The sequence below is a fragment of the Corynebacterium lowii genome (assembly GCF_001412085.1).
Classification (GTDB): Bacteria; Actinomycetota; Actinomycetes; order Mycobacteriales; family Mycobacteriaceae; genus Corynebacterium; species Corynebacterium lowii.
On record NZ_LKEV01000003.1, the window covers coordinates 65,984 to 85,879 of the forward strand.

At 63.0% G+C, this 19,896-nt stretch carries 18 protein-coding genes; 9 read left to right on the plus strand and 9 right to left on the minus strand.

Annotation, left to right across the window (positions count from 1 at the left end; genetic code table 11):
- Window positions 1-13: 13 nt before the first annotated feature.
- Window positions 14-574 carry a DUF1003 domain-containing protein gene (locus Clow_RS05935; protein WP_055177737.1) on the minus strand — a complete coding sequence of 187 codons (561 nt, stop codon included), beginning with the start codon at window positions 572-574 and terminating at the stop codon, window positions 14-16.
- Entirely contained in the window at window positions 567-1,868 is a 1,302-nt protein-coding gene (locus tag Clow_RS05940) for a magnesium transporter MgtE N-terminal domain-containing protein (protein WP_055177739.1), read from the minus strand. The genes Clow_RS05935 and Clow_RS05940 overlap by 8 nt, the downstream gene beginning before the upstream one ends.
- A gap of 131 nt (window positions 1,869-1,999) precedes the next feature.
- On the opposite strand from Clow_RS05940, the gene Clow_RS05945 reads away from it, so the two are divergent.
- Both Clow_RS05945 and Clow_RS05950 read left to right on the plus strand, forming a co-directional pair.
- Complete coding sequence (locus tag Clow_RS05945) at window positions 2,000-2,512, plus strand: general stress protein (RefSeq protein ID WP_055177741.1); 513 nt, start codon at window positions 2,000-2,002, stop codon at window positions 2,510-2,512.
- Between the two features lie 10 nt (window positions 2,513-2,522).
- The gene (locus Clow_RS05950) at window positions 2,523-3,203 is read left to right on the plus strand and encodes a hypothetical protein (protein WP_055177744.1); all 681 of its coding nucleotides are present in this window, start codon (window positions 2,523-2,525) and stop codon (window positions 3,201-3,203) included.
- Window positions 3,204-3,281: 78 nt separating this feature from the next.
- Here the strand turns inward: Clow_RS05950 and Clow_RS05955 are convergent, their stop codons facing one another.
- The 3 genes from Clow_RS05955 to Clow_RS05965 all read right to left on the minus strand — a co-directional run bounded on the left by Clow_RS05955 (window position 3,282) and on the right by Clow_RS05965 (window position 8,672).
- Entirely contained in the window at window positions 3,282-7,025 is a 3,744-nt protein-coding gene (locus Clow_RS05955) for a multifunctional oxoglutarate decarboxylase/oxoglutarate dehydrogenase thiamine pyrophosphate-binding subunit/dihydrolipoyllysine-residue succinyltransferase subunit (protein WP_055177747.1), read from the minus strand.
- Between the two features lie 163 nt (window positions 7,026-7,188).
- Window positions 7,189-7,857 carry a hypothetical protein gene (locus tag Clow_RS05960; protein ID WP_055177749.1) on the minus strand — a complete coding sequence of 223 codons (669 nt, stop codon included), beginning with the start codon at window positions 7,855-7,857 and terminating at the stop codon, window positions 7,189-7,191.
- Window positions 7,854-8,672, minus strand: coding sequence for a shikimate 5-dehydrogenase (locus tag Clow_RS05965; RefSeq protein ID WP_055177751.1), 819 nt, complete (start codon window positions 8,670-8,672; stop codon window positions 7,854-7,856). The genes Clow_RS05960 and Clow_RS05965 overlap by 4 nt, the downstream gene beginning before the upstream one ends.
- 142 nt (window positions 8,673-8,814) lie before the next feature.
- Between Clow_RS05965 and Clow_RS05970 the strand changes: the two genes are divergently transcribed.
- From Clow_RS05970 to Clow_RS05990, 5 genes are all read left to right on the plus strand, one after another.
- On the plus strand, window positions 8,815-9,600 hold the full coding sequence (locus tag Clow_RS05970; RefSeq protein WP_055177753.1) for a hypothetical protein: 786 nt from the start codon (window positions 8,815-8,817) through the stop codon (window positions 9,598-9,600).
- On the plus strand, window positions 9,597-10,535 hold the full coding sequence (locus Clow_RS05975; RefSeq protein WP_055177755.1) for a nucleoside hydrolase: 939 nt from the start codon (window positions 9,597-9,599) through the stop codon (window positions 10,533-10,535). Before Clow_RS05970 ends, Clow_RS05975 begins: the two co-directional genes overlap by 4 nt.
- Before the next feature lie 107 nt (window positions 10,536-10,642).
- Window positions 10,643-11,380, plus strand: a complete 738-nt coding sequence (locus Clow_RS05980; RefSeq protein ID WP_055177757.1) for a hypothetical protein — start codon at window positions 10,643-10,645, stop codon at window positions 11,378-11,380.
- Window positions 11,373-12,089 (plus strand): CbiQ family ECF transporter T component, encoded by a 717-nt coding sequence (locus Clow_RS05985; RefSeq protein ID WP_069724583.1) that lies wholly within the window; start codon window positions 11,373-11,375, stop codon window positions 12,087-12,089. Before Clow_RS05980 ends, Clow_RS05985 begins: the two co-directional genes overlap by 8 nt.
- Window positions 12,086-13,231 (plus strand): ATP-binding cassette domain-containing protein, encoded by a 1,146-nt coding sequence (locus Clow_RS05990; RefSeq protein ID WP_055177761.1) that lies wholly within the window; start codon window positions 12,086-12,088, stop codon window positions 13,229-13,231. Before Clow_RS05985 ends, Clow_RS05990 begins: the two co-directional genes overlap by 4 nt.
- Here the strand turns inward: Clow_RS05990 and Clow_RS05995 are convergent.
- Entirely contained in the window at window positions 13,228-13,728 is a 501-nt protein-coding gene (locus Clow_RS05995) for a hypothetical protein (protein ID WP_069724589.1), read from the minus strand. The two genes, Clow_RS05990 and Clow_RS05995, sit on opposite strands and share 4 nt — an antisense overlap.
- A gap of 101 nt (window positions 13,729-13,829) precedes the next feature.
- On the opposite strand from Clow_RS05995, the gene Clow_RS06000 reads away from it, so the two are divergent.
- Together Clow_RS06000 and Clow_RS06005 are read left to right on the plus strand one after the other, a co-directional pair.
- On the plus strand, window positions 13,830-15,008 hold the full coding sequence (locus Clow_RS06000) for an MFS transporter (protein ID WP_055177766.1): 1,179 nt from the start codon (window positions 13,830-13,832) through the stop codon (window positions 15,006-15,008).
- Window positions 15,009-15,072: 64 nt separating this feature from the next.
- Window positions 15,073-17,031 carry a DEAD/DEAH box helicase gene (locus tag Clow_RS06005; RefSeq protein ID WP_055177768.1) on the plus strand — a complete coding sequence of 653 codons (1,959 nt, stop codon included), beginning with the start codon at window positions 15,073-15,075 and terminating at the stop codon, window positions 17,029-17,031.
- Window positions 17,032-17,145: 114 nt separating this feature from the next.
- Here the strand turns inward: Clow_RS06005 and Clow_RS06010 are convergent, their stop codons facing one another.
- From Clow_RS06010 to putP, 3 genes are read right to left on the minus strand one after another with little or no spacing between them, the layout of a single operon-like run.
- Window positions 17,146-17,637: a hypothetical protein gene (locus Clow_RS06010; RefSeq protein ID WP_055178027.1), complete on the minus strand. Its 492-nt coding sequence runs from the start codon at window positions 17,635-17,637 to the stop codon at window positions 17,146-17,148.
- A 33-nt stretch (window positions 17,638-17,670) separates the two neighbouring features.
- Complete coding sequence (locus tag Clow_RS06015) at window positions 17,671-18,315, minus strand: HNH endonuclease family protein (RefSeq protein WP_082418567.1); 645 nt, start codon at window positions 18,313-18,315, stop codon at window positions 17,671-17,673.
- A 21-nt stretch (window positions 18,316-18,336) separates the two neighbouring features.
- Window positions 18,337-19,857 carry a sodium/proline symporter PutP gene (gene putP, locus Clow_RS06020; protein WP_055177770.1) on the minus strand — a complete coding sequence of 507 codons (1,521 nt, stop codon included), beginning with the start codon at window positions 19,855-19,857 and terminating at the stop codon, window positions 18,337-18,339.
- Window positions 19,858-19,896: the final 39 nt, after the last annotated feature.

Below are 19,896 nucleotides of genomic sequence, written 5' to 3' on the forward strand. Positions count from 1 at the left end.
TATCTTACTCCCGCTATGAGGAGCTGAGGTCACCCTGCGTGGGTTCGCGCAGATCCTCGGGGGAGTCCATCGCCTCGGCGGCGGCGTCGTCAAGCTTAGCCTCGATGCGCTCCAAGAGGGCGTGCACATCCTCTAGCTCATGGCGCAGATAGTCGCGGGAAACCATATCGCCTACGGCCAGGCGCACGCCCGCGAGTTCACGGGCCAGGAACTCCGTATCCGCCTTGGTCTGCTCCGCGCGGCGACGATCATTATTGAGCGCCACCTTATCGCGGTCCTCCTGGCGGTTTTGAGCCAGCAGGATCAGGGGGGCGGCGTAGGCGGCCTGGGTGGAAAAGGCGAGGTTGAGCAGGATGAAGGGATATGCGTCCCAGTTCCACCAGAAGCCACCCACGTTGAGCGCAATCCACACAATCACGATCACCGTTTGCCACATGAGGTACTTCCCTGTGCCAAAAAAGCGGGCAACCCTTTCCGCCAGGGCTCCCACGGCGTCATCATTGATATTGATGAGTTTGCGCTTGGAACCCGCCACCGGGGTATCGAGGAAGTGAGGGCGTTCGCGTTCAGCCATGATTCTTCTCCTCCGTCAGCGGGGTATGGGGGCGCAGGCCGTGCTCGCGCCAGTTTTCCGGCAGCAGGTGATCGAGGAGGTCATCCACGGCCACGGCTCCCAGCAGGTGATTATCCTCGTCCACCACGGGGCCGCACACCAGGTTGTAGGTGGCAAAGTAGCGGGCGGCGGTTTCCTGGTCATCATCCGCGTAAAGAGGGGGAAGATCGGGGTCGAGAATGCCCGAGATCAGCGTGGAAGGGGGCTCGCGCAGGAGTTTTTGCAGGTGCACGCAGCCCAGATAACGGCCCGTGGGGGTGGCTGTAGGCGGGCGCACCACGAAGATAAGGGAGGCCAGCGAGGTGGGCAACTCTGGGTTGCGCGCCAGGGCCAGGGCCTCGGCCACCGTGGTCTGCGGGCTGAGAATCAGCGGCTCCGGGGTCATGAGCGCGCCCACCGTGTCCGGGGAGAAGCTCATCAGGCGGCGCACCGGGGCGGATTCCTCCGGGTCCATGAGTTCGAGCAGCACCTCGGCGGTGTTATCGGGCAGCTCTTGAAGGATGTCCGCGGCGTCGTCGGGATCCATCTCTTCGAGAACGTCGGCGGCGCGCTCAATGTCTAGGGTTTCGAGGAGTTCCGCCTGGTGATCCTCGGGCATTTCCTGGAGGATGTCGGCCAGGCGGTCGTCGCCAAGCTCATTAGCCAGCTGATTGCGCTGCGTGGCGGGCAGGGAGTGGAGGTAATTAGCTACGTCCGCCGGGCGCATATCCTCAAAGGCGGCGATGGTATCGGCCAGGCTATTAGAAAGGCCCACGCCGGCGGCGCTGATACCGTGCACGTACTGCCAATCTACCGTGAAGAGTTCCCGCGAGCGGGCAAAGCGCTGGCGAGAACCGAAAACCGCCACGCGTGAGAGCACCCAATCCCGGGTGCGGCTGCGCTCTAGTTCCACGTCTGCGATCTCGACGGCGCGTCCGTGCAGGTGTTCCAGTTCGGGCTCGTCGGTATGCACCTTGGAGCCCACCAGATCGCCCATGATGGTCAATTCCCCGGTGCGGGGCTGGAAGGAACGGATGGAAACGGAACCCGTGACTAGGGTGATGTCGCCGGGCTCGATAGCCGCGATGCGCAGCATGGGCACAAAAATGCGCCGCTTATTGACCAATTCCACAACGAGGCCGAGGGCACGGGAGGTGTGGCCCTCGGGGCGGATATTAACCACCACGTCGCGCACGCGACCGATGGTATCCATATCGGGGCCGCGCACTACCATGCCGGAGAGCCTGCCGGAATATACGCGGGTGACTGCACTCATGGATTCACAGTGTACAGCTCAATGGCATATGCAACGTGGCGACGGCCGTCGGTGATGAAGGCAGCAGGAAAGGGGAACCTTTGTTCCTACCGCGGCGTTACATCAGGGGTAAGAGATGAAAGGAACCCCTTATGACTACTCCCGTCAATGGCAATAATCAGCCGCGCAATCCGCTTCTTCGGGAGCGCCCCTCCGGGTGGCCGGTGGGCAGTTTTGAAAATTACGCCCAGGCTCAGCGCGCGGTGGATACCCTCTCCGATAACAACTTCCCGGTCAATAACCTCACCATCGTGGGCGTGGACCTCATGGAGGTGGAATCCGTGACTGGAAGGCTCACCTGGGGCCGCGTGCTCGGTGGCGGTGCGCTCTCTGGTGCCTGGATCGGTATTTTCATCGGCCTGCTCCTGGGAATCTTCGATGAAAACTTTGTAGCCCCCATCCTGACCGGCATCATCATGGGTGCCTTCTTCGGCGTGGTCATGGCGGCGGTGCCCTATGCCATGACTCGCGGCCAGCGCGACTTCACTTCCGCCACGACCATCGTGGCGGGCCGCTATGACATTTTGTGCGAACCCAGCCTCGCCCCGCAGGCGCGCGACGCCATCGCTCAGATGAACCTGGGAACGGTACCCAACGCCGAGTAACATATCCGGCATGATTCGCCGCTGCTTTTCTGCCTGCCTGGCCGCGCTGATGAGCGCGGCCCTCGCTCTCAACGCCTGTTCCTCCGCGGAACCAGAAAACCCCGATGCCCAGGAACAACAGCCCGTGGGAATGCGCATTGTGGCGGCCTCTAACTCCACGGAGCAGCAGGTGCTCGCCAATCTCTATCGGTTGGCGATGGCGGAAGAAAACGTGGCCTCCACCGTGGTGGTCAAGGACTTACCGGGGGATAATCGCCTGGAATGGCTCATGGACCCGGAGACGGACATGATCGTGGGGTGCACGGGGGAATTGCTCAGCCACTCCTCGCCCCGGCAGGCCGCGGAGCTCAGTGAGGAATTGAGCGGGGACGATAGCAACCCTAATTCCCAAGAAGGATTCCAGCGCACCTATGAAACGCTCATGGGAACGCTGAGCTATGAATACGGAGTGCCCGATCCCTCCCCGGCGCAGGGCTGCGCGGCGGAGGTGAGCGAGGGAGACGTGCTACCGCAGAATATTCTGCCCATATTCCGCAAACTGAGCGTGAATAGGGAAGCCCTCAAAGAAATGAATAGGCTTACCCGCCTGATTACCACGCACGATGTAGAAACGCTGATTGAAGAAGCCGAATCCTCCGGCGATATTCAAGAAACCGCGCAGGAGTGGTATCGGGATAACGCATCTATTTAGACTAAGAAAAAGGGGCGGGGCCAGTACACAAATTCTTGTAACTGGCCCCGCCCCTTTTTTCTGGGGTGAGGTGGCGCGTTAAGCCTTAAACACCTCGTTGAGCAGCTGCTCCTGCTCCGCCTGGTGCACCTTGGCGATACCCGTGGCGGTGGAGGACTGCGCGCGGCGGGAAATGCGGCGCATGGGCAGCAGATCCGGAATCAGCTCCGGCAGGTACTCGTGGAGGAAGGGCCACGGTCCCTGGTTGGCCGGTTCGTCCTGGCAGAACACGATCTCTTCTGCGTTGGGGTAGTGGGCGAAGGCCTCGCTAAGCCGGTTGAAGGGGATCGGGTGCAGCATCTCAAGGCGCACGATCGCCATATCGTCGCGGCCTTCCTTGGCGCGGCGCTTCTCCAAATCCCAATAGAGCTTGCCGGAGACCAAGAGAATGGTGCGCACCTTCTCCGTATCTCCCACCGCATTGCCGGAAAGATCCACCTTATTGGGATCGTTAATCACGGACTGGAAGGTGGTGACCTCGGTGAAGTCCTCGGGCGCGGAAACCGCGGCCTTGTTACGCAGCATGGACTTCGGTGTGAATACCACCAGCGGGCGCTTCATGCTTCCCAGCGCGTGACGGCGCAGGAGGTGGAAGTGGTTGGCCGGGGTGGAGGGCTGGGCGATGGTCATGGAACCCTCGGCCGCCAACTGAAGGAAGCGCTCGATGCGAGCAGAAGAGTGGTCCGGCCCCTGGCCCTCATAGCCGTGCGGCAGCAGCAGCACCACGGAGGAGAGCTGGCCCCACTTGGCCTCACCGGAGGAAACGTACTCGTCAATGATGGTCTGAGCACCGTTGGCGAAGTCACCGAACTGGGCCTCCCAGGCCACCAGGGCCTCGGGGTTACCCACGGAGTAGCCGTACTCGAAGCCCATGCCCGCGTATTCCGTGAGCGCGGAGTTGTACACCAGGAAGCGGCCGCCCTGTCCCTTGGCAGCGGCAAGGTCCGCCAGCGGATTGGCTTCCTGGCCGGTATTCGGGTCAAAGACTACGGCGTGGCGCTGGGTGAAGGTACCGCGGCGGGAATCCTCACCGGCCAGGCGCACGAGCTTGCCGGAGTTCGCCAGGGAGGAGAAGGCGATGAGCTCGGCCCAACCCCAGTCGATGCCTCCCTCGCGCACGGAGGTGGCGCGCTGCTGCGCCACCTTCTTCACGCGGCGGTGGAACTCAAAGTCATCGCCCGGATTTGCATAGGCCTCACCGATCTCCACCAACTCGGAGCGGCTGATGGAGGTATCCAGGCCGCGGGTGAGCTCCTGGGAGGAAGCGATGCCGGTCTGCTCCTGGGCACCCTTCTTTTCTTCTTCCTTGACCTCGTTAAACACGGATTCCATCTGATCGTGGAAGTCGCGGGCGGCGGCCTCGGCCTCCTCGGAGTTGAGGTCGCCACGGCCCAAGAGGTCCTCGGTGTACTGGGCACGCACGGAGGGGCGGTTCTCGATCTGGGCGTACATCGTCGGCTGCGTCATCGAGGGGTCGTCGGCCTCGTTGTGGCCGCGGCGTCGATAGCAGATGAGGTCGATGAATACGTCCTTGCCAAAGCGGCGGCGGTACTCGGTGGCGAGGTGTCCCACCCACACCACGGCCTCGGGGTCATCGCCATTGACGTGGAACACCGGGCAATCGTAGGCCTTGGCGAGGTCGGTGGAGTAGTAGGAGGAACGGCTGGAATCTGGGGTGGTGGTAAAGCCAATCTGGTTATTGACCACCACGTGCACCGTGCCGCCCACGGTATAACCGCGCAGCTGGGCAAGGTTGAGGGTTTCTTGAACGATACCCAGGCCGGCGAAGGAGGCGTCGCCGTGCAGCATCAGCGGCATGACGGTGTAGCCATCCTCGCCCTTGTCCAGGATGTCCTGCTTGGCGCGGGCGATGCCCTCCATCACGGGGTCCACTGCCTCAAGGTGAGAGGGGTTGGCGGTGAGCGTGATCTTGATTTCGCCGTCGCCAAACATCTGGAGGTGGTGGCCCTCGGCGCCCAGGTGGTACTTCACGTCGCCGGAGCCACCGATCTGCCCCTGCTTCATGTTGCCCTCGAACTCGTTAAAGATCTGAGCCAGCGGCTTGCCCACGATGTTGAAGAGCACGTTGAGGCGGCCGCGGTGGGGCATACCGATAACAACTTCGTCGAGACCCTGGCCCGCGGCGGTGTCGATGGAGGAGTCCATGAGCGGGATGAGGGATTCCGCGCCCTCCAGGGAGAAGCGCTTTTGGCCCACGTACTTGGTTTGCAGGAAGTTCTCAAAGGCCTCGGCGGCATTGAGCTTTTGCAGGATGTACTTCTGCTCCGCGGTGGTGGGCTTGGGCATACCGGCCTCCAAGCGATCCTGGAGCCAGTGGCGCTCATCATTGTCCATGATGTGCATGTACTCGGAGCCGACCTTGAGCGTGTAGGCGGCGCGCAGGCGCGAAAGCACCTCGCGCAGGGTCATGGTCTCCTTGCCACCGAAGCCACCCACGTTGAAGTGGCGGTCCAAATCCCAGATGGTCAGGCCGTGGGATTCGATATTGAGGTCGCTGTGATCGGGCACGGGGAGCCCGGGCTGCTGCCAGTGCAGCGGGTTCGTGTCCGCGATGAGGTGGCCGCGGGAGCGGTAGGCCTCAATGAGCTGGATAACGCGGGTGTTCTTATCAATTCCCTGGTTGGGAACGTCCTGGGCCCAGCGCATCGGGGAGTAGGGGATACCCATGTCCGCGAAGATCTCGTCGTAGAACTCATCATCGACGAGGAGGCGGGACATCTCACGCAGGAACTCGCCGGATTCGGCGCCCTGGATCACGCGGTGATCGTAGGTGGAGGTGATGGTCACGAGCTTGCCCACGCCCAATTCCGCGAGGCGATCGGTGGAAGCCCCGGCGAACTCGGCCGGGTAATCCATCGCGCCCACGCCGATGATGGTGCCCTGCCCCTTGGTCAGGCGGGGAATGGAGTGGCGGGTGCCGATGCCACCGGGGTTGGTCAGGGAGATGGTCACGCCCTGGAAGTCATCCATCGTGAGCTTGTTCTTGCGCGAGCGGGCCACGATGTCCTCGTAGGAATCCAGGAACTCGCGGAAGGTCATCTTCTCCGTCTCCTTGATGGCCGCCACCACGAGGGCGCGGGAACCATCCTTTTGAGGCAGATCAATGGCCAGGCCGAGGTTGATGTGCTCCGGGTTCACCACGGTGGGCTTGCCCGCATCGTTGAGCTCGTAGCGCACATTCATCGCGGGGTGAATCTGGGTGGCCTTCACCAACGCCCAACCAATGATGTGGGTGAAAGAGATCTTGCCACCGCTGGTGCGACGCAGATGGTCATTAATAATGGCCCGGTTCTCGAACATGAGCCGGGCGGGCATATCGCGCACCGTGGTGGCCGTGGGAATCGTGAGGGATTCCTCCATGTTCTTGGCGATGGCCTTAAAGGTGCCCTTGAGCTGCGTGGCTCCGGCCTCCGGCAACTCCGCGATGTCCGCGAGCGGGGAGGAGGGCTTGGTGCGCACCGGCTTGGGGCGAGCGGGGGAACCAACGGGGGTGGAGGTCTTGCTGCTCTCCGGGGCCATGACCGCGCGCTCGTTGCTCTGCGGAGCAGGAGCGGATTGCGCGGAGGCGGTGGAGGTAGTGGCAGCCGGTGCGGACGCGGCCGAATCTGATTGAGGCTCGGCAGCCGGGGTGGAGGAGGTAGCGCCCTGGTTGGAGAAAAGATCGCGCCATTCCTGGGCCACGGATTGCGGATCCTTCTGCCACTGCTGGTACATCTGATCGACCAGCCATTGATTTTGGCCGAAGTTGTTAGCGCTGCTCACGGCAGTTACTCGCCTCGTTTCCTTTGGTGGGTTGTCATCGCGTACTCGACTTTAACCGTCTACTGTAATCATCTTCGAATATCTCTGGGTGCTCCCCCAGGATACGCACGTCATACAGGATATGCTGTTACCCCCGAATGTGGGGGTTCGGGTCGTGAGATTTTTACGTTTTAAGCTCCCCCATAGCCTCGCGGGTGTGGCGGATCATCCGCTTGGCTATCTTGCGATTGGCGATGAGCCCCACCGCCGCACCAATGCCGAAGGGCATGAGCTTGCCGAGCCACGCCCCGGCCATGCGCTTGGTGGTGCGATTGAGCACGGTGCGCAGCAGCCGATTATTGATATTGCCAAGGGCGGACCCAGAAAGCCGGGATACGCTGGGAACGGAGAGCTTATCGACGCCCGAGGGCAACAGGACATCAACGACGGCGGTGCCCGAGCTTCCCAGCAGGCACATCATCACGATCATGCGGCGGCGCTCGGGGTCCCGCACGTCTACGCCCTGGGCATAGGCGCTTGCCACGGAGTAAAAGGCGGCGGCGTCGAGAAATACGAGGGATTCCGCGCTGATGGCGGCGGCCCCGGTGAAGAGGCCTACGCCGGGAATGGCGGAGGCGCCGCCGGCCGAGGCTCCGGAGCCGGTGACCAGGCGGAGGAAGTGCTTGTCCAGCCGGTCCTGAAGGTCCTCGGGGGAGGCGTCGGGATGCTGGCGGCGCAGCCGCTCCACGTAGGCTTCGATGGTGGAGGCCTGAATCCGCACGGCGCGGTCGAGCCCCTTGACGAGCGCACGCGCGGTGGGATTGCGGGGCATGGAAGTATCGGGGGTGTTCATGCGTGGTCCTCCTGTGCGTAGTTTTCGGCGGCCTGTACCTGCTCGGGGGTAGGGGTAACGCCGGTATAAAGGGCGAACTGCTCCGCAGCCTGTAGGGCGATGATCTCGCCACCGTTGATGATGGGAAGGTCTAGTTCGCGGGCTCGGCGCACCAACGGGGTGAGAACGGGCGAGGCCACGACGTCGCACACGGCGCGAGCGCGGGAGAGCTCGGCGTCGCTAAAGGCTTGAACGTCCTCGTCCGCCCCGCTCATTCCCAGGGGCGTGACATTGACGAGGAAGGCGGCATCCTGCGGCACCTCCGTGGAAAACTCCCAATTCAAGCGGGAGGCCAGGGCGGAACCGGTCATGTGATTGCGGGCCACGATGGTGCCTTGGAAACCGAGATCGGCAAGGGCGGTGGCCACGGCTGAGGCCATTCCCCCAGAGCCGCGCAGCGCCACGGGGAGGGCGGGATCAATCTGGTGCGATTCCACGAGGGAGCGCACGGCGATGTAGTCCGTGTTATAGCCGGTGAGGCGGCCGTTCTCGTTCACGATGGTGTTCACGGATTGGAGGCGCTGCGCGGAGGCGTCGAGGGCGTCGATCAGGGGGATAACCTCCTGCTTATACGGCATGGAGACCCCGGCCCCGCGAATACCCAGGCCCCGAATACCCACCACGGCTGCGGTGATGTCCTCCGGGGCAAAGGACTTATAAAGATAGTTCAGGCCTAGCTGGGCATAAAGCCAGTTATGAAAGCGCACTCCGTGGTTGGAGGGGCGGGCGGCCAACGAGACGCAGAGCGTGGTATCGCGGTCAACGAGATTTACCATAAACACCACCGTAGAACATCACCGGGACACCGCGCATGAACTGGGCGAATGTCGGTGACGGGCGAGGGGCGCGCGGCGCGGCTAGGCTAGGGCGTGTTCATTTCCTTGTCGTTGGGAAGTCGTTGGGAAGGTACGCAAGATCATGAGCTTCTTTGAGGACATCGCCGCTGCTCTCGATTCCGATGGCATCGAAGCCCGCGTGGGTGGTGAGGTGTTGTTCGTCCCCATCACCTCCGAGGTGGAGATTCAGTTCGTAGAAATTGACGCCCTCCTGCCTGCTGCGAACGTCTATATCGCCGCCGCCGATGTGGACGAGGACGACGAGGATTTCGAGGCTGTCTTGGTTTCTGTGGTGTTCTCCGTGGAGGATGCCGTGGCCACGGTGGCGCATCACATCGCCACCGATCAGGTGGTGACCGTGCTGCGCGATCTGCTCGAAGGTACCGATGAGCGGATTAGCGACCTGGATTTTTATCAGGATGCCCTGGAACCCAACCTCGTGCGCGCCGAGGTGGCGGAGAACTCCGAGGTGCAGGTGTTCGTGGAGCTTATCGACGGCCACCCCACCGCCCGGGTGAGCTTTATCAGCGCGGGGGAAACCTTTGATGACCTGGTAGATCAGGCCATTGACGAGCTCTGGGAATCGGATGGCCACGCCATGCTTTCCGAGGAGGATCGCCAGCGCCTCTTTAGCGATCTGAGCGAGGGAGCCGATCTGGGCGGCGAGGAGATTTTGGAGCTGGGTGAGTTCACCGACTTTGACAAGCTCTTCGACGTGCTTTCCCTGGCCGCTGACCAGGCGGAAAGCTGGGAAGAACAGCTCCTGCCTTTTGACGAGGATGACTATGAGGAGCCGGAGATTTACGATCCGGCAGACGGCGATATTGACGAGGCCGATGAGGCTGAGGCCGAGGGGGAAGAAGAATAGTTCCCCAGGTTCTCCTCGATTGCGATACCGGCATAGACGATTCCCTCGCCCTGATCTATGCGTCGGCGCTGCACCTGGCCGGTGAAATAGAGCTGTGTGGGGTTACCTGCACGGCGGGAAATACCACCGCGCAACAGGCGGCGAGCAACAGCAGATATGTGTTGAGCCGCTGCGGCATAACGGATATTCCGGTGGTGGCGGGGGAACCCGGCCCCCTGGAAGTAGAGCTGGTAACCACCCCGGAAACCCACGGCCTCACCGGCCTGGGATACCTCCAGGCCTCGCCGGAGCCTCCGCTAGAACCCTCGCAAGAATGGCGCGATCTGTGGGAGCGCCACCCACAGGCACACGTGATCGTGCTCGGGCCAGCCACGCACCTGGCCCTGTGGGGCGCGTGGCCCGAGGCCACACTCATGGGCGGGGCATACCTCTATCCGGGTAATACCACCCCCACGGCTGAATGGAACTCCTGGGTAGATCCCCACGCGGCAAAGAGGGCCTTTGCCCAGGCGCGAGAGCCCATCACGGTGTGTTCGCTGGGGGTAACGGAGCGTTTTACCCTCGATCCGGATTCCCTGGGCGCATTGATAGAAGCACTGGGGGAGGTGCCCATAGCGCGGGAGTTGCCCGAGCTGCTCCGTTTTTATTTTGAGTTTCACCGAGACCAGGGGGAGGGCTACCTAGCCCAGATCCATGATCTTTTCACCTGCATGATCGCGCTCGGAAAAGTGGACTTTGAGGCCACCGCCGCCAGAGTGGACGTGGAGGCCGATTCCGCCTTGCTCCGAGGCACCACGGTGGCCGATTTACGCGGGCACTGGCAGGGCAAGCCCAATGCCCTCTTGGTGCGGGAAGCCGATGTGCAGGGTGGGCACCGGGAATTATTGCGCGCTGCTGCGTTATTGCGGGAGCAGTGGGATAAGCGGGAGAAATAGGCCGACTACCGGCGCCGCAGTGTTAGTATTTTTTCCGAAAATGCTACCCCGGCCGAGGTGACATAGGTTATAGGGGTGCTCTTGCCCCTGCCCCAAGGAGTTTTCCTATGAGCCTGTCACGCCGTTTTCTTGCCGCCTTTGGCGTTATCTGTATCGTTGGCACCTGGCTTTATTTGGTATTTGCGCGTCCGGTTGATTGGGAATCGGTGGGTGGTTCCACCCCGGCGCTTATTACGCTGGCCGGATATATCGGCGGGGCGCTGGCTCTTCTTGCCGCTACCTTGCCCTCTATTCCGGTGCGCACGGTATCGCTGATTCCTATGGCCCTGGTGCTCAATATCGTGGTGGGGGAGATCGTGGGCAGTATCGGGGTGCCCCTGTACCTCGATTCCCTGGGCACCATCCTCATCGCGGCGTTGGCCGGCCCGCTGGTTGGTCTGGCCACGGGCACGCTGAGTTCCGTGGTGTGGGGCCTACTCAATCCCGCGGCCTTGCCCTTCGCGGCGGTGAGCGCGCTCGTCGGCGGCTTCGGCGGCTGGTTGATTTCCCGAGGCGCTTTGCAGCGGTGGTGGACCCTGGTGGCGTCGGGAGCCGTGCTGGGCATTGTGTGCGGCATGGTGTCTGCGCCGGTGGCGGCTTTTGTGTACGGCGGTACGGCGGGCGTGGGCACGGGAGCGCTGGTATCGGCCTTCCGTGCGATGGGCAATAGCCTGCTCAGCGCGGTTACCTTGCAATCTTTCCTCTCTGATCCCCTAGATAAGATCATCGTTTTTGCTCTGGTGCGGCAGACCTTGGGGATCTTGCCCAAGCGCACTCTCGCGGGGCTGCGGGGCGAGGATGTCTGAGGCCACGCCTGCGGGGAAGAGCCCACATCCCTTTACCAGCCTCTCTCTCGCGGCGAGCGCCTGGATACTCGTGGTGGGACTCAATTCCCCGTGGGTATCGGGCTGCGTGGTGGCCCTGGCGTGGGCCTTGAGCGCGGCGCGACACCCCGCGTGGCGAGTACCCGCGTGGAGCCTGGGCCTGAGCGCCCCGGTGGCGGCGTCCATGCTGATTATTCACGCCCCGCATGGGCACAATTCCATCGCACCGCTGCTTACTAGCGACGGCCTCGTGGTGGCGGCTGTGCTGTCCCTGCGCTTCTTGGCGCTCGTGACGGCCGTGGTGGCAGCGGTGGCCTCCTTTCGCGTGGCGGACCTTGCCAAAGCCTTGCAGGGGGCGGGCGTGGTGGCCTCCTTGGGATACGTGGTGGGGGCGACCCTGCAACTGGCCCCGGAGGTGCGGGTGGTGGCTCGGAAGATACGGCAGGCTAATGACTTAGCCGGGCGCTCCACGAAAGGGCTGGCGGTGATTCCCCGGGTGGTTCTGCCATTGATAACCCAGGTGGTCAGCGGTGCGGTGCGCCGCGCGGACACCCTAGAGACCATTGGGGTGGGGCTGCCCGGTGCGCGCACGGTGCTGCGGCCGGTTCCCGACTCCACAGGGCAGCGGCTGGTGCGCTGGCTCATTCCGCTGCTCTGCGTGATGATCGTGATAGCAAAGGTGGCGCTGTGAATACTCAAGAGATAGCGGCGGAGTTGCTGGGAGAATACCTGCGGCCGGGGGAGATTGTTCAGGTGGTGGGCGATTCCGGCAGCGGACGTTCCACCATTGGCCGCCGGGTGGCGCGGGCTCACGATGGAGCCATGATGGTTACCCAGGACGCCGAGGGAGCCTTGAGCGGATTGCGCGATACCGTGTGCGAGGAGGTGGCCTTTGGGTTGGAACAGCGGGGTGTACCTCCGCAGGCCATGCGCGAACGGGTGGCACAGATTTTAGGGCAGTTACGCTTGGAAGCCCTGGCGGAGGCGGCGCCGGGAGAGCTCTCGGGAGGGCAGACCCGCCGCTTAGCCATCGCCAGCGTGGCGGTGCTCGCCCCCGATATTCTCATCCTCGATTCCCCCTGCGCGGGGTTGGATGCGGACTCGGCGGGCGCGGTGATCTCGCTGTGCGCCCACGTGGCACGGCGGGGAGGCAGCGTATTGGTGGTGGGCTATGCCCCGGTTCCAGGGCTATCCGGCACGGTTTTGTGGTGGGACGGGGAGCGGTTGAATAAGGAGGCTCCCCAGCGTCACCACGATCTTCCGGCTCCGGTATTCCCTCGGACGGAAAGCACGATTTTCAGCGGGGTGACGGCCACTCGGGGTAAGGATTTCCACTGCGGACCCGAGACCATAACCGTGCGCTGTGGGGGAGTGACGTGGTTGCGCGGTCCGAATGGGACGGGGAAAACCTCGCTTTTGCGAGCACTCGCCGGACTCGATGGAGCGGCGGCCCCCGAACACCCGGTGGCCCTCGCCTTGCAGCGCAGCGAGGACCAGGTGATTGATTCCCGCACGGCGGCAATGGCAGGTGGGGAACAGGTATGCCGGAAATGGGGCCTTGACCCCGAGGCACACCCCCTCGACCTGTGCGCGAGCGATCTGCGCTGCGCCCAGGTGCTAGGGGCAGGCGAGCTTCACCGCCGCGTGCTGGCCCTCGACGAGCCGGAGGTGGGCTGTGATTTTCTTGGCCGTCAACGCCTACATCAGATCGTGGCCTCCTACCTGGCAGCGGGAACGGGGGTGGTGATGACCTGCCATGAGCAAACCTTCATGGCAGAGGTATCCCGGTATGCCCGCGTGGATATTCACGATCTGGGCACCGCAAACAGCTAAGCGGCCGAGGCTCCGGCGAAGAGGGAAGCCGGAGAAGCCACGGGCTGAAAGCGCCCGTCCACACACCAGCGATAGGTGGGGGCGGACTCTCCGAGGAACTCATGCACGGAGTCGATGGATTCCTCGGGCAGCAGGGCGCGCACCCAGGCCTCGGCGGTGGCGGGGTGAACGGGCTGCCCATCTGTGCGGCTAAAGCGGAGGCTGAGCAGATAGGCGGCGGTGTGGGAGGGGTCGAAGCCCCGGATACGGGCCCGTGCACGCGGGCCAATGCGATGGCGGGTGAGCGCCACGATGAGTTCTCCGCCGGAAAGGGGATCGGGGATCACGCGCGTGGGTGGACGCCACGTCGAGGCCGTGCGCGCCAGGCACCGAGGATGACGCAGGATGGCCTGCACGGCGGAGAGATCGGGGGCATAGTGCTCGCGGAGGTGTTCGGCCAGGGTAAAACTCAGGGCCGGATTGGCGAGGGGAGTGACGGTGGCGTGGCTGTTCTTCATGCCCGAGACGGTAGCGTGCGGACGGGGCGAAGGGGCGTTATTTGTGAACATGTGTTCTAATCTTACTCGGTTGGGTGCGGGAGGTCTAGGGTGGAATTGCTATGGCCAAAAACCTCATCGTGATTCCCAGGGAAATACGGGTGCTCGTCACCGCCGCCTTCCTCATCGCCCTGGGCTATGGGCTGATCGCGCCCATCATTCCGCAGTTCGCTCAAACCTTTGACGTGGGCATGGCCGCCGCCAGCGCGGTGGTATCGGTCTTTGCGCTATCCCGGCTGGTCTTTGCGCCCGTCTCGGGGAGGCTTATCGACGCCCTGGGCTCTCGCGCCATGTACCTCACCGGGCTGGTGCTGGTGGCGCTCACCACGGCGGCGCTTTCCATTGCCCAGGAGTACTGGCAGATTCTGCTGCTGCGCGGCATGGCAGGGGTGGGTTCGACGATGTTTACCGTCTCGGCCATGAATCTCATCGTGGGGCTTGCCCCGCCACAGATACGAGGGCGCTGTTCTTCCGCCTACGCCTCGGCCTTCCTCATGGGCGGTATCCTCGGCCCGCTGGTGGGGTCGGTGCTGGCCCCGCTGGGTATGCGTATTCCCTTTGTTATTTACGGGGCCACGCTCATGGTGGCCGTCGCGGTGGTGTGGCTGCGCATGCCCCGGGGCGTCGATAAGCCCGAGGGTGCCGATGAGCGCGCGCCGATGAGTTTCCGCGAGGCCTACCGCGATTCCGCCTATCGCAGCGCTTTGGTGAGCGCCTTTGCGCATGGGTGGTCGAACTTTGGGGTGCGGGTGGCTACGTTGCCGCTTTTTGTGGCGGCCATCTTCCAACAATCGGGGGCCGCGGCGGGCTTTGCGCTCACGGCCTTTGCCCTGGGCAATGCGGTGTGCCTGCAATTTTCCGGGCGCTTGGCGGATTCCGTGGGGCGCAGGCCACTCATCGTGACGGGATTGGTGGTCAATGGGCTCTTTACCGGGCTGATGGGCGTGGCCGAGACTCTGCCGCTGCTCCTGGCCTTCTCCGTGGGAGCCGGTGCGGGTGCGGGCATGCTCACCCCGGCGCAGCAGGCCGTGGTGGCCGACGTGGTGGGCGCGCAGCGTTCCGGAGGGAAGGTGCTGGCGAACTTTCAGATGGCTATGGATTTCGGGGCAATCCTGGGACCCATCGTGGTGGGAACCGTGGCCCAGGCGTGGGGCTTTGGCTGGGGTTTTGCCCTTTGTGGTGTGCTTTCCTTGACGGCGGCTTTGCTCTGGCTGCGAGGACGAGAAACATTGGTGTCCTAGGTATTTCGGCTTTTTACCTGGGCAATGCCGGAAAATACTCATTGTGGCGTATCCTGGGGAAACAATGAGCATTACCGATAACGCCACCGGCGGCGTCAGCGAGCCGGATACCATGACAGCGTCGGAATCTCAGGAACTATCGCAGGGTGGGGAACAAGACACCAGGGACGCGATGACTTCTGAGGCTACCGACTCCGCAGCAGCGGACAACGACCAGCCCACATTCGATAGCCTCGGTCTTCCCGATAACGTCCTCAAGGCCGTGTCCAAGGTGGGTTTTGAAAATCCCTCTCCGATTCAAGCTCAGACGATCCCCCTCCTCATGGAGGGCAACGACGTCGTGGGCCTTGCCCAGACGGGTACCGGCAAGACGGCAGCCTTCGCGCTGCCTATTCTTTCCCGAATCACCGTCTCCGAGCGCTCCCCCCAGGCGCTCGTTCTCGCCCCCACCCGCGAGCTGGCCTTGCAGGTGGCGGACTCCTTCCAGTCCTTTGCCGATCACCTCGGCAATATCCACGTGCTGCCCATCTACGGCGGCCAGGCCTACGGTATTCAGCTCTCCGGGCTGCGCCGCGGTGCCCAGATCATCGTGGGTACCCCCGGCCGCGTGATCGACCACCTGGAAAAGGGTTCCCTGGACATCTCGAACCTGCGCTTCCTCGTGCTCGACGAGGCCGACGAGATGCTCAACATGGGCTTCCAGGAGGACGTGGAGCGCATCCTGGAGGACACCCCGGAGGATAAGCAGGTGGCCCTCTTCTCGGCCACCATGCCCGCCGGCATCCGCCGCATCTCCAAGCAGTACCTCAGCGATCCGCGTGAGGTGACGGTGAAGTCCAAGACTCGCACCAACACCAACATCACCCAGCGCTGGCTGCACGTGGCCCACCGCAATAAGCTCGACGCCCTCACCCGGATTCTTGAGGTGACGGAGTTCGAGGCCATGATCGTATTCGTGCGCACCAAGAACGAAACCGAAGAGGTGGCCGAGAAACTGCGCGCCCGTGGCTTCTCCGCCGCCGCCATCAACGGCGACATCGCCCAGGCGCAGCGCGAGCGCACGGTGGACCAGCTCAAGGATGGCCGCCTGGACATTCTGGTGGCTACCGACGTCGCCGCCCGCGGCCTCGACGTGGAGCGCATCAGCCACGTGCTGAACTTTGACATTCCTAATGACACGGAATCCTATGTGCACCGCATTGGGCGTACCGGGCGTGCGGGCCGCTCCGGCGAGGCGATCCTCTTTGTGACCCCGCGCGAGCGCCGCATGCTGCGCTCCATCGAGCGGGCCACCAACGCTCCGCTCACCGAGATGGATCTGCCCACCGTGGACGAGGTGAACGAATCCCGCAAGGCGAAGTTTGCCGATTCCATCACCCAATCCCTAGAGGACTCCCAGATCGACATTTTCAGGGGTCTGGTGAAGAGCTACTCCGAGAAGAACGACATCCCTCTAGAGGACATCGCAGCTGCCCTGGCCACCCAGGCCCAGGCTGGAGACGAGTTCCTGATGAAGGAGCAGCCCAAGGAGTCTCGCCGGGACCGCCGCGAGCGTTTTGAGCGCGACGATAGGCGCGATGACCGCCGAGGTGGGCGTCGAGATCGCTTTGACCGCGACGACCGCCGCGATGATCGCCGTGGCGGGCGTAGCCGCTTCGAGGCGGAGCCGGGCAAGAAGATGTACCGCCTCTCCGTGGGCAAGCGCCAGCACGTGCGCCCCGGTGCCATCGTGGGCGCCCTGGCCAACGAGGGTGGGCTGAACTCTAAAGACTTTGGCCGCATCTCCATCTTTGGGGATCACACCCTGGTGGAACTGCCGCAGGGTCTGCCGCGTGAGGTCTTTGATCGGCTTTCCGATACCCGCATTTCCGGCCAGCTCATCAACATCGAGCCGGATACGGGCCGCCCGCCGCGCGATCGCGGCGGCTACCAGCGCGGTGGTGACCGCGACCGTGGTGGCAAGCGCGACTTCAAGCGCCGTGATCGCGGAGATCGCCGCGAGGGACGCAGGGATCGCTACTAGTTCTCTGTATTCCCAGACTGCGGTAGCGCGCAGATAAGGGGCCGCGCAGCACACTAATGGAATGTGCTGCGCGGCCCCTTGAGCGTGTGCGGCAGTGTGCGCTGGGACACGGGCCTAGACGAACATCAAAACCAAAATCACCAGCCACAGGAAGCTGAAGATTCCACCGAACATGGAAAGCTGCCCCTTGGCCTTATTCCAATCGGCAATCGTCACACCGGCCTTGGAATCCTTGGACATCTCGGCAATCTCATCGGCCTCCAACAGCCCCAGGGCGGCCATCATCTTTTTCTGGCGCGGAATGATGAGGAAGAACAGCAAACCCCAAGCGATCAACGCCAGGAGCAGAGCGGCGTGGAAGGCCCCGTTCTTCCAGTAGGTGCCGGGATCGGTGAACATCACGGCCACACCGAGCAGCGGGGCAAGCAGGGAGAGCACGCCATAGGTGGTGGTGATGCGGTGCATGAGGCTGGCCATGCCAGCGGCCTGGGAGTCATTATCCTTGGCCTTGACCGCGTGAACGTGGAAGGACGATACTGCCACGGTCACTGGGCCGAGGAAGAGAATCGCCGTGAGCACGTGCAGAATCAGGAGTACGGTATACAAAAAGATCACGCCTTTCGGGGTACAGTGCGCCCTTTAGCCTAATAAGGTTCCTGGTAGTTCCCTAAACCGGCACTGAGCCTTCATCACTGCTACGTCCTCCCGAGGCAGCGGCAGGCGATAGGTAGCCGCCACGAGCGCTATTCGGCGGACATACCAGCACCGTGCTCCGGGATAAGAAGGCAGCCATTCGGAGGGAAGGCTATCGGATTTTTCCCGGTTTTCCTCACGGGATACCGCAACGAGATTGAGGGGATCGTTGGCAAAGCGCTGGCGCTGCTCGGGAGTCCAGGCATGGGCACCCATATCCCAGGCGGCCGCCAGAGGATAGAGGTGGTCAATATCTATGCCCGTGGGATTAAGCGGGGTGTGGGAATACGGATCGAGGCTAGCGCCGATAATGCGGCAATCGCGCACCGATTCTTCACCAAGTTGCGCGGCGGCCACGGCCTCCCTGGTGCTGCACTGGGAGGCAGGTGCCCAACCGTTGCCAAAGGCCGAGCGCTCATAGCCTATGACGGTGATGCGCTGCGCGAGGCGCGGAATGTGGGGGAGGGTTTCTTTGAGGGAAACCCCAGGATGGGTGCCCTCTGGGACGTGGTGCGGGCGCCATAGCAGGGCCACCGTGAGCACCAGGAGAATGAAACCAACGAAGGCACGGTGAGGATGGGCAGCGGGCATAGCCCCTTAGACTGCGGAGACCTAGGCCTTGGTTCCCAGAGAAGCCGTGGCGGCCTCAAACTCCTCGCGGACCTTCTGCTCTGGCGGCGCGGTGGCCAGGGAAACCAGCCAAATGGCGGTGGCGGAGAGAATGAAACCGGGGATGAGTTCGTAGAGGTGATCGGAAAGCGGGGACATTCCCCAGGTGAAGGAGACCACCGCGCCGGTAATCATGCCGGCCAGCGCGCCGGGGGTATTCAGCCGCGGCCAATAGAGGGCGTAGAGCATGAGCGGGCCAAAGGCGGAACCGAAACCGGCCCAGGCGAAGCCCACGAGGCCCAGGATGGAATCGCTGGGGTTAATCGCCCAGAGCGCGGCGAAGAGGGAAACGCCCACCACGGCGGTGCGGGAGAGATTAATCAGCAGGCGCTCCGAGGGCTGTTTCTTGGCGAAGATGCGGTACAAATCCTCGATCAGGGAGGAGGAGACCACGAGCAACTGGGAGCTCATGGTGGACATGATGGCGGCGAGCACCGCTGTGAGCACCAATCCGGCGATGAGGGGGTGGAAGAGGATGCGGCCCATGTCCAAGAAGATCGTCTCAAAGTTCACCTGGTCCGTCACCGAAATATCGGGGTTCTGGGAGAAGAACACGGTGCCCACCACGGCGGCGGAGACCGCGCCCACGATGCACAGTGTCATCCAAGCGATGCCGATGCGGCGGCTACTCTTGGCCTCTTCCGGGGTGCGCAGGGCCATGTAGCGCACCACGATGTGAGGCTGACCGAAGTAGCCCAGCCCCCAGGCGAGGTTGCCGATGATGGCGGCAAAGGAGGCCCCACCGATGAGGTTGAAGAAGTCCGGGTTGCCGGTGCCCCCGGTGTAGGGGCCGTAATCATGGTGGGTGGCCCAGGTGAAGATGTCCCAGGGGTCGTCGATAGCAATGAGCGCCATCGCGGGCACGATGATAAGCGCGGTGAACATGATGAGGCCCTGCACGACGTCCGTCATGGATACCGCGAGGAAGCCGCCGATGAAGGTATATCCCACGGTCACCGCCGCGATAATCACCATGCCGGTGAGGTAATCCCCGCCAAAGGTGGCCTCGAAGTAACGCCCGCCGGAGACCATGCCGGAGGAGACGTAGAAGGTGAAAAAGACGATGATGATGGTGGCGGAGACGATGCGCAGCACCCGGGAGCGATCGCGCAGGCGATTCTCAAAGAAGCTCGGCAGGGTGATGGAGTTATTGGCCACCTCGGAGTAGGAGCGCAGGCGCGGGGCCACCAATGTCCAGGAGGCGTAGCTGCCGATGAGCAGGCCAATGGCGATCCAGAGTTCGGAGAGCCCGGAGACGAAGAGCGCGCCGGGAAGGCCCATGAGCAGCCAGCCGGACATATCGGAGGCCCCGGCGGAGAGCGCCGCTACGAAGGGGTTGAGGGAGCGGTCCGCTAGCACGTAGTCGTCATACTTATCGGTGCGCTGGTAACTCCAATATCCGATGCCGAGCATGGCGAACATGTATATGACGATCGCCAGGACGAACCATGTTGTCTCAGTCACGAGTAGGCTCCTTGGTGAGGGCACAAACAAAAAGATGAT